The organism is Streptomyces sp. NPDC033136 (genome assembly GCF_055578235.1).
In genome coordinates this window covers 129,552-139,255 of the sequence record NZ_JBVIPD010000024.1, presented here as the reverse complement: position 1 = coordinate 139,255, position 9,704 = coordinate 129,552, and the positions used below count along the sequence as shown (strand labels likewise).

3 protein-coding genes, 1 tRNA gene and 1 rRNA gene are annotated in these 9,704 nt (G+C 69.0%); 4 read left to right on the top strand and 1 reads right to left on the bottom strand.

Going from position 1 to position 9,704, the window contains the following annotated elements; all coding sequences use genetic code 11:
* The 3 genes from rrf to ACZ5TL_RS32740 form a co-directional block, all read left to right on the top strand.
* A 5S ribosomal RNA gene (gene rrf, locus ACZ5TL_RS32750) occupies positions 1-91 on the top strand; the annotation flags it as partial.
* Positions 92-205: 114 nt separating this feature from the next.
* Positions 206-868, top strand: coding sequence for a DegT/DnrJ/EryC1/StrS family aminotransferase (locus tag ACZ5TL_RS32745; protein WP_468594396.1), 663 nt, complete (start codon positions 206-208; stop codon positions 866-868).
* A gap of 74 nt (positions 869-942) precedes the next feature.
* Positions 943-1,018: transfer RNA gene (locus ACZ5TL_RS32740), tRNA-Thr, on the top strand.
* 44 nt (positions 1,019-1,062) lie between these two features.
* On the opposite strand, the gene ACZ5TL_RS32735 is transcribed toward ACZ5TL_RS32740, so the two are convergent.
* Positions 1,063-3,816, bottom strand: a complete 2,754-nt coding sequence (locus ACZ5TL_RS32735; protein ID WP_468594386.1) for a SpoIIE family protein phosphatase — start codon at positions 3,814-3,816, stop codon at positions 1,063-1,065.
* Between the two features lie 377 nt (positions 3,817-4,193).
* On the opposite strand from ACZ5TL_RS32735, the gene ACZ5TL_RS32730 reads away from it, so the two are divergent.
* Positions 4,194-9,656 (top strand): HAMP domain-containing protein, encoded by a 5,463-nt coding sequence (locus ACZ5TL_RS32730; RefSeq protein ID WP_468594385.1) that lies wholly within the window; start codon positions 4,194-4,196, stop codon positions 9,654-9,656.
* Positions 9,657-9,704: the final 48 nt, after the last annotated feature.

Here is a 9,704-nt window from a genome sequence, read left to right as displayed (position 1 = left end):
GCCCGGTTACATTCCGAACCCGGAAGCTAAGCCTTACAGCGCCGATGGTACTGCAGGGGGGACCCTGTGGGAGAGTAGGACGCCGCCGAACAATTCTTGAATGGGTTGGACCCCGAACTTCGGTTCAGGGTCCAACCCTTTTTTGTTGCCGGTCACTTGAAGTTCACGTTGCGCGGCCAGCATCCACTGCATGGGTACTGCTGCAATGCTCAGGGCCGCCGGTGTCGGACTCGGTGACGAGGTCGTCGTGCCGGCCTTCGGGAACGTCGAAGTAGCCGAGGCCGTGGCCATGGCCGGGGCCATGCCGGTGTTCGCCGACATAGATCCTGTCACCTACTGCCTGGACGCCGCCGCTGTGGAGGCGGCGGTGACTCCGCGGACCGCTGCCGTGGTCGTCGTGCACCGCTTCGGGCGGCTTGCCGACCTGGCGCGGCTGCACCAGGTGGGCCAGCGGCGCGGGCTGCTCGTGCTGGAACAGGGGGAGTCCGAGGCGCCGTACGACGAGACAGCCCAGCGCAGGGCGCGGGCGGCCTATCTCGATGCGAAGTTGAGGGGCGTGCGGACGCCGGACGACGGTGACGGGCAAACCTATCAGCAGTACGTCGTACGGGTTCCGGGCAATGGGCGACCCGACCGGGACGCCTTCGCGCGGGCCGTGCGGGCCAAGGGAGTTGAGTGCCGGGTGCCGGTGAAGACCCCCGTGCACCGACTGCCCGAATACCGGCGTTGTGTTTCTCTTCCGGAGACCGAGCGAGCCGCTGACGAGACGCTCGCGCTGCCGGTGGACGCGACGCTGACCAAGCGGGACATGCAGCGGATCGTGTCTGCTTGTAATGCGCTGGGAGGGCTTCGCCAGCCCGCCTTCTGACGTGGTTGGGAGCACGGGTCTGTTCGGGGTATGATCTATTCCGTCGCCGCGGGGGAAACTCCGCAAAGCGACAGGCCCCTATAGCTCAGTCGGTAGAGCGTCTCCATGGTAAGGAGAAGGTCAACGGTTCGATTCCGTTTGGGGGCTCCAGCAGAAAAGGCCCCACCCTCACGGGTGGGGCCTTTTTCGTTGCCCTAGTCCTTGTGGAGGCCCGGCACACGCATGGCCAGGATCGCCATATCGTCGGACGGGGCGTCCGACGCGAAGCGTTCCACCGCCCGCATGATGCGGGCGGCGACCGCGCCGGCCGTGAGACCCGTGCAGGTCGTGAGCACGTCGGCGAGGCCGTCGTCGCCCAGCATGCGGGCGCCCTCACGGCGTTCGGTGACGCCGTCCGTGACGCACAGCAGGACATCGCCCGGGTCGAGGGTGACCGTCTGCTCGTACAGCTCCAGGTCCTCGATGACGCCGAGCAGCGGCTGGGGTTCGGCGGCCGGCTCGACCGTACCGTCCTGGCGCAGGCGGAGCGGAAGCGGGTGGCCGGCGCAGACGACCTTCAGTTCGGCGCTGCCGTCCTCCTGAGGGCGCATCTCGCCGTAGAGGAGGGTGAGGAAGCGGCTGCGGGCGCCTTCGTCGAGGATCGCGGAGTTCAGACGCTCCAGGACGGCCGGGCCGCTGAGGCCCTCGCGGGCGAGGAGGCGCAGGGCGTGGCGGGCCAGGCCCGTGACCGCGGCCGCGTTGGGCCCCGTACCGCAGACGTCGCCGATGGCGAAGCCGTAGGCGCCGTCGTGGATGGGGAAGACGTCGTAGAAGTCGCCGCCGACCTCGTTGCCCTCGCCGGCGGCGCGGTAGATGACCTCGACCTCGACGCCGGCGATGTCGGGGAGCTCCGGGGGCAGGAGGCTGCGCTGGAGGGACTGGCTGATCGCTGTGCGCTCCGAGTAGAGGCGGGCGTTGTCCAGGGCCAGGGCGGCTCGGCGGGAGAGGTCCTCGGCGAGTTCCAGGATCTCCTGGCGGAAGTGTTCGTCGGTCGGCTTGCCCAGGGTGAGCATGCCGATGACGCGGTTGCGGGCGACCAGCGGGAGGACGACGGTCTCGCCGCCGACGGCGGAGGCGGTGGCGAGGGTCGGGGCAATGCCCGGCGTGACCTGGCGGGTCGGGCCGCCACTGAGACCGAGGCTGCGCATGGAGCTGCGCAGGGCCGCCTGGTGGGCCATCTCGCCGGGGGCCGTCCAGACGCGGGCGCCGGGGGTGGGGACCGGGTCTGGCGGGGGAACCTTCGACAGCAGGGACTTGATGCCGTCGATGAGCTCCTCGTCCTCGTGCAGGACGTAGGAGAGGTAGGGCTCGGAGGCCTGGTCGGCGATGGTGTAGACGGCACACCAGGTGGCGAGGGTCGGGACCGTCATCTGGGCCATCAGCGCCAGGGTCTGGTCGCGGTCCAGGGTGCCGGCCAGGAGGTCGGAGGCCTCGACCAGGAAGCTGAGGGAACCGCGGCGCAGGCGTTCGAGTTCACCCAGACGGGCGGATTCGACGGCGAGGGCGATGCGGTCGGCGGCGAACTGGAGGCGCAGGGCCTCCTCGTTGGAGTATCTGCCGGGCGCCTCGGCGGCGACGCCGAGGGAGCCGGTGAGGCGGCCCTCGACCTTCAGGGGGACCGTGACGACCGAGCGCATGCCCGTGCCGTTCAGCAGGGGCACCGCGCCGGAGACCGCCGTCAGGTCCTCGTGGACCGCCGGCATGCGGGCCGAGCCGTAGCGGCCGGTGCCCGCCTCGACGGGGACGCGCGCGAAGCGCTGGCGGGCGGAGGGCAGGCCGGTGGAGGCGCGGACCTCCAGCTCCGTCTCGTCGTCGGTGGCCAGCAGGAGGAAGGCCGAGTCGCCGTCGAGCATGTCGCGTGCGCGTTCGACCGTGCGCTGGAGGAGACCGTCGAGGTCGTCCGGGGCGGGGGAGCCGATGAACACCTCGAAGGGGTCGGTGCTCTGGCCTTCGGAGTTGGTCGAGGTGTCGGAGGCGGGGACGCGCAGGGGCGTCTGCAGAACGGCCCGTTCGTGGTCCCGTACCAGGAGGCACACGGTTGACGGTTCGCCGCCGGTGTCCCGGACGCGCAGGTGAGAGGCGTAGACGGGGGTGACGCGGCCGCTGGCATCGCGGATGCCGTAGCTGCCCTCCCAGCGGGAGAGGCGCAGTGCCTCGGCGATGCCGGTGCTGGTGCCCGGGGTGTGCGGCCAGGCCGCGAGGTCGGTCAGGGGCTTGCCGGTGACCTGCTCGGCCGGGTAGCCGAAGAGTTCCTCGGAGTCCTCGTTCCAGGCGCTGATGTGGCCGGTGCGGTCGATCTGGATGACGGCCACGCGGACGCGGCCGTCGGCGAGGGGGAGCAGGTCGGCAGGGAGGGCGGGGCCGGCCGCGCGGGTGCCCACCGAGCGTGCGGGAAGGTCGAGCCGGAACCAGACGGTCTTGTGGGTGGGGGTGTACTCGACGCCCCAGCGGCCGGCGAGGGCCGCGCAGAGCTGGAGGCCGCGGCCGCCCTCGCGGTCGGGGCTGCCCATGTTGACCGCTGTGCCCTGGAGGGGGATCTCGCGCTCGGGATACCGGTCGGCGACCTCGATGCGCGCGCCCTCGTCGCTGCGCAGGCAGAGCACGTCGGCGGAGGTGCCGGCGTGGACCACGGCGTTGGTCACCAGTTCGCTGGTGAGAACCACGGCGTCGTCGACGATGTCGGCGAAGCCCCAGCCCTGGAGGGTGTCGCGAACGAAGGAGCGGGCGCTCGCGACAGATCGCCCGACGGGCTCGAAACTGGCGGCCGCGCGCGCGGTGATCACAGAACTCCTCGACCGGTTCTCGACGTGCTGGGCTGTGTGGCCGGCCGGCTCGCGCCGCTGTTGCGGCAGGCCACCCGTCGGCCGGGGGTCCGGGGGCTGTCCCCCCGGGATCAGTCCGGTGGTCATGTGTGCGGCCGCCCTCCGATGCCCGCTCGTCTTCGTGCCACCGCCCAGGCCGGACGGACCGGCGTGGCTGGACAGCCGGATGCAAGGTTACTTACCTTCGCGGTCCATGCGGATGCCGGTCTGCAGTGTTTCCGTCCGGAGGCTGTGCGGACGGTGTGCGAAGCTGCCGAACTGTTATGGCCTGGTTCGGCCGGGGTGAAACACTGGGCAAGCTTCGGGTGAAGGTCCGGGCAGGCTGAGTGGCCGAGGCGTGCGGCGGGCAGCAGCCCCCTGTAATCGGCCTGGTATGCAGGGCACAGAATACGCAGTAGTAACCGGTACGCCGAGAGTGGAACCCGAGCACAGCAGTGACGGTCGACCCCTGCGGGAGGGACACAGTGGAGTCTGGCGCAGCGACGCGTGGAACGAAGACGCGCGCGAAGGGCGGACAGTCCCCGAGTAACCAGGGAAAAACGCGCAACGGCACCACCGAGGTGGATACGGCGGCCCTGAACCGTCTGATGGCGGCCCTGGTGTCCATGCGGGACGGGAATTTCCGCAAGCGGCTCACGGTGTCCGGGGACGGCGTGATGTCGGAGATCGCGGCGGTCTTCAACGAGGTGGCCGACCGGAATCTGCATCTGACGGGTGAGCTGTCGCGGGTGCGGCGGATGGTGGGCCGTGAGGGCAAACTGACCGAGCGGCTGGAGACGGGCGCCTGCGAGGGTTCCTGGGCGACCGCGATCGACAACTCGAATGCCCTGGTGGACGACCTGGTGCGGCCGGTTTCCGAGGTCAGCCGGGTGCTGTCCGCGGTGGCCGAGGGGGATCTGTCGCCGCGGATGGAGTTGCGGACGCAGGTGCCGGAGGGGAACGGTCAGCCGCTGCGCGGCGAGTTCCTGAAGGTCGGGCGGACCGTCAACAACCTGGTCGACCAGCTGTCGACGTTCACCGACGAGGTCACGCGGGTGGCCAGCGAGGTGGGCACCGAGGGCAAGCTGGGCGGTCAGGCACGCGTGCGTGGCATGTCGGGTTCGTGGAAGGACCTGACGGACTCCGTCAACACGATGGCGTACCGGTTGACGGCCCAGGTGAGGGACATCGCGCTGGTGACGACGGCGGTCGCCAAGGGTGATCTGTCCCGGAAGGTCACGGTGCACGTGGCCGGCGAGATGCTGGAGCTGAAGAACACCGTCAACACGATGGTGGACCAGCTGTCGGCGTTCTCCTCCGAGGTGACGCGGGTGGCCCGTGAGGTGGGTACCGAGGGCGCGCTGGGCGGTCAGGCGCAGGTGCCCGGGGTGGACGGTGTGTGGAAGGAGCTCACCGATTCCGTGAACACCATGGCCGGGAATCTCACGGCCCAGGTGCGCGGGATCGCTGAGGTGACGACCGCGGTCGCCAACGGTGACCTGTCGCGGAAGGTGACCGTGCCGGCGCGGGGCGAGGTCGCCCAGCTCGCCGAGACGATCAACCAGATGACCGAGACGCTGCGGATCTTCGCGGACGAGGTCACGCGCGTGGCCAACGAGGTCGGGGCCGAGGGGCAACTCGGTGGTCAGGCGAACGTGCCGGGTGCGGCGGGGACGTGGAAGGACCTCACCGATTCGGTGAACACGGTCTTCAGGAATCTGACCACGCAGGTGCGGGACATCGCCGCCGTGACGACGGCGGTGGCCAATGGTGATCTGTCGCAGAAGGTCACGGTCAACGTGGCCGGCGAGATGCTGGAGCTGAAGAACACCGTCAACACGATGGTCGACCAGCTGTCCTCTTTCGGTGCCGAAGTGACGCGTGTGGCGCGGGAGATCGGTGTCGAGGGGGAGCTGGGCGGCCAGGCTCAGGTGCCGGGCGCGGCCGGGACGTGGAAGGACCTGACGGACTCCGTCAACACGGCGTTCCGGAACCTCACCGGTCAGGTGCGGAACATCGCCCAGGTGACGACGGCGGTGGCCAACGGCGATCTGTCGCAGAAGGTCACGGTCGACGTCTCCGGCGAGATGCTCAAGCTGAAGAACACCGTGAACACGATGGTGGACCAGTTGTCGAGCTTCGCCGACCAGGTGACGCGGATGGCCCGGGACGTGGGCACGGAAGGCCGGCTCGGCGGTCAGGCCCGGGTGGACGGCGTGTCGGGCACGTGGAAGGAACTCACCGACTCCGTCAACTCGATGGCCGGCAACCTCACCTCCCAGGTGCGCAACATCGCCCAGGTGACGACGGCGGTGGCCCGGGGTGACCTGTCGCAGAAGATCGACGTCGACGCGCGCGGGGAGATCCTCGAGCTGAAGAACACCATCAACACGATGGTCGACCAGCTCTCGGCCTTCGCCGACCAGGTGACCCGGGTCGCGCGTGAGGTGGGTACGGACGGTCGGTTGGGCGGGCAGGCGCAGGTGCCCGGGGTCGCCGGTGTGTGGCGTGACCTGACGGACTCCGTGAACGGCATGGCCGGCAACCTCACCGCGCAGGTGCGCAACATCGCCCAGGTGGCGACCGCGGTGGCCCGGGGTGACCTGTCCCAGAAGATCACCGTGGACGCGCGCGGGGAGATCCTGGAGCTGAAGAACACCCTGAACACGATGGTGGACCAGCTGTCGTCGTTCGCCCAGGAGGTCACACGTGTGGCCCGTGAGGTGGGTACGGAGGGCATCCTGGGCGGCCAGGCCGAGGTGCAGGGCGTCTCCGGCACCTGGAAGGACCTCACCCAGTCCGTGAACGGCATGGCGAACAACCTGACCATCCAGGTGCGCAACATCGCCGAGGTCACGACCGCGGTCGCCCGGGGCGATCTGTCGAAGAAGATCACCGTCGACGCCAAGGGCGAGATCCTCGAGCTGGTCACGACCGTCAACACGATGGTCGACCAGCTGTCGTCCTTCGCCGAGCAGGTGACCCGGGTGGCCCGTGAGGTGGGCACCGAGGGCATCCTGGGCGGTCAGGCGCACGTGCCGGGTGTCACGGGCATCTGGAAGGACCTGAGCGACAACGTGAACCTGATGGCCAAGAACCTGACCACTCAGGTGCGGAACATCTCCCAGGTCTCGGCTGCGGTCGCCAGCGGTGACCTGACTCGGCAGGTCACCATCGAGGCGCGCGGTGAGGTCGCGCAGCTCGCCGACACCATCAACACGATGGTGAAGACGCTGAGTTCGTTCGCCGAGCAGGTCACCAAGGTGGCCCGTGAGGTGGGCACGGACGGCATCCTCGGCGGCCAGGCGCACGTACCCGGTGTGGCCGGTACGTGGAAGGACCTGACCGAGTCCGTGAACCAGATGGCGTCCAACCTCACCGGCCAGGTGCGCAACATCGCCATGGTGACCACGGCCATCGCCAAGGGTGACCTGACGAAGAAGATCGACATCGACGCGCGCGGCGAGATCCTGGAGCTGAAGACGACCATCAACACGATGGTCGACCAGCTGTCGTCCTTCGCCGAGGAGGTCACCCGGGTCGCCCGCGAGGTGGGCACCGAAGGGCAGCTCGGCGGGCAGGCACGCGTGCGTGACGTCGACGGGACCTGGCGTGACCTGACCGAGTCCGTGAACGAGATGGCCGGGAACCTGACCCGGCAGGTGCGGGCCATCGCGCGCGTGGCGACCGCGGTGACCCGCGGCGACCTGAACCTGAAGATCGACGTGGACGCGTCCGGGGAGATCCAGGAACTCCAGGACTACATCAACAAGATGATCGCCAATCTGCGCGACACCACGATCGCCAACAAGGAGCAGGACTGGCTCAAGGGCAACCTGGCCCGCATCTCCGCGCTGATGCAGGGCCGCCGGGACCTGGAGGACGTGGCCTCGCTGATCATGAGCGAGCTGACGCCGGTGGTCTCGGCGCAGCACGGCGCGTTCTTCCTGGCGATGCCGCTCGTCGACGGCGAGGACATGAACGCCTCGGACGAGGACCAGTACGAGCTGCGCATGCTGGGCTCGTACGGCTACTCGATGGGCTCCATGCCGACGTCGTTCCAGCCCGGTGAGGCGCTGATCGGGACGGCCGCCACGGAGAAGCGCACGATCCTCGTGGAGAACGCGCCCAGCGGCTATCTGAAGATCTCCTCGGGCCTCGGCGAGGCGCCGCCCGCGCAGGTGATCGTGCTGCCGGTGCTGTTCGAGGGGAAGGTGCTCGGCGTCATCGAGCTGGCGTCCTTCACCCCGTTCACGCAGATCCAGAGGGACTTCCTGAACCAGATCGCGGAGATGATCGCGACGAGCGTCAACACCATCTCCGTCAACACCAAGACCGAGCTGCTGCTGGCGCAGTCGCAGGAGCTGACCGAGCAACTGCGCGAGCGCTCGGCCGAGTTGGAACAGCGGCAGAAGGCACTCCAGGCGTCCAACGCCGAACTGGAGGAGAAGGCCGAGCTGCTGGCCCAGCAGAACCGCGACATCGAGGTGAAGAACACCGAGATCGAGGAGGCGCGGCAGGTCCTGGAGGAGCGCGCCGAGCAGCTCGCGGTGTCGATGCGCTACAAGAGCGAGTTCCTGGCGAACATGTCGCACGAGCTGCGTACCCCGCTCAACTCGCTGCTGATCCTGGCCAAGCTGCTCGCCGACAACGCCGAGGGGAACCTCTCCCCGAAGCAGGTGGAGTTCGCCGAGACGATCCACGGGGCCGGTTCCGACCTGCTCCAGCTCATCAACGACATCCTCGACCTGTCGAAGGTCGAGGCGGGCAAGATGGACGTCTCCCCGACGCGGATCGCGCTCGTCCAGCTCGTGGACTACGTGGAGGCCACCTTCCGTCCGCTGACCGCGGAGAAGGGCCTGGACCTGTCCGTGCGGGTCTCGCCGGAGCTGCCCGCCACGCTGCACACCGACGAGCAGCGGCTGCTGCAGGTGCTGCGCAACCTGCTGTCGAACGCGGTGAAGTTCACCGACTCGGGCTCGGTGGAGCTGGTCATCAGGCCGGCGCGGGACGACGTGCCGCAGAAGATCCGGGAGCAGCTGCTGGAGACGGGCTCGCTGACCGACCCGGACGCCGAGCTGATCGCGTTCTCCGTGACGGACACGGGGATCGGTATCGCGTCCAGCAAGATGCGGGTGATCTTCGAGGCGTTCAAGCAGGCCGACGGTACGACCAGCCGCAAGTACGGCGGCACGGGCCTCGGGCTGTCCATCTCGCGGGAGATCGCCCAGCTGCTCGGCGGTGAGATCCACGCGCAGAGCGAGACGGGCCGCGGCTCGACGTTCACGCTGTACCTGCCCCTTCACCCCAGTGAGCTGCCGCCGCAGGGCTACCAGCAGCAGCTGCCCGCCCTGGAGGCCGGTGACCTGGTCGCGTCGTCGCCCGGCCTGTCCGACGCGGAGGTCGAGCCGCCGGCCGAGGTGAAGTCGTACCGCGAGACGCAGAACGGTCCGGCCGCCCTGTTCCGGCGGCGCCGCCGGATGCCCGAGCTGGAGCAGCGCCCCCCGCAACCGGAGCAGTGGACGCCCGCGGAGCAGGAGACGACGCCGAAGCCCCAGCGGGGCATCCGCTTCGGCGGCCAGAAGGTGTTGATCGTCGACGACGACATCCGCAACGTCTTCGCCCTGACCAGCGTCCTGGAGCAGCACGGCCTGTCCGTGCTGTACGCCGAGAACGGCCGGGAGGGCATCGAGGTCCTGGAGCAGCACGAGGACGTGGCGGTCGTGCTGATGGACATCATGATGCCCGAGATGGACGGGTACGCGACGACCACGGCGATCCGCAGGATGCCGCAGTTCGCCGGACTGCCGATCATCGCGCTGACCGCGAAGGCGATGAAGGGCGACCGGGAGAAGGCGATCGAGTCGGGCGCCTCCGACTACGTGACAAAGCCGGTCGACCCCGATCACCTGCTGACGGTGATGGATCAGTGGATGCGAGGGGAATGAGGGGACGTTGGGCAGTCGCGCGAGCATGACGGGAAGGTTCGGTGTTCA